Source organism: Leifsonia sp. SIMBA_070 (assembly GCF_046534635.1).
In the GTDB taxonomy this organism is placed as follows: domain Bacteria; phylum Actinomycetota; class Actinomycetes; order Actinomycetales; family Microbacteriaceae; genus Leifsonia.
This window is the reverse complement of sequence record NZ_JAWRYK010000992.1, coordinates 1-233: the sequence shown is the minus strand read 5'-3', so window position 1 is coordinate 233 and position 233 is coordinate 1. Positions and strand designations below refer to the sequence as shown.

Annotated in this window: 1 pseudogene; it reads left to right on the top strand. The window is 71.2% G+C overall.

What is annotated here, in order from left to right:
- Window positions 1-233 (top strand): annotated as a pseudogene (locus SB754_RS23140) (hypothetical protein); the annotation flags it as partial.

Here is a 233-nt window from a genome sequence, read left to right as displayed (position 1 = left end):
GGCTTCCCGGCGGCGCTGGCGCTGGCCCGGGCGGTGCCGGGGCGGTGGCGCGAGGCGCTGTTCCTGCTCGTCGTCCTGCCGTTCTGGAGCAACGCGCTCGTGCGCGTGTTCTCCTGGACCATGGTCTTCCAAGGCAACGGGCTGGTCGACCGGGCGCTGCGCATGGTCTTCCCCGACCGGGGGCCGATGGACGTGCTCTACACCTACCCGGCGATCATCACCGGACTCGTCCA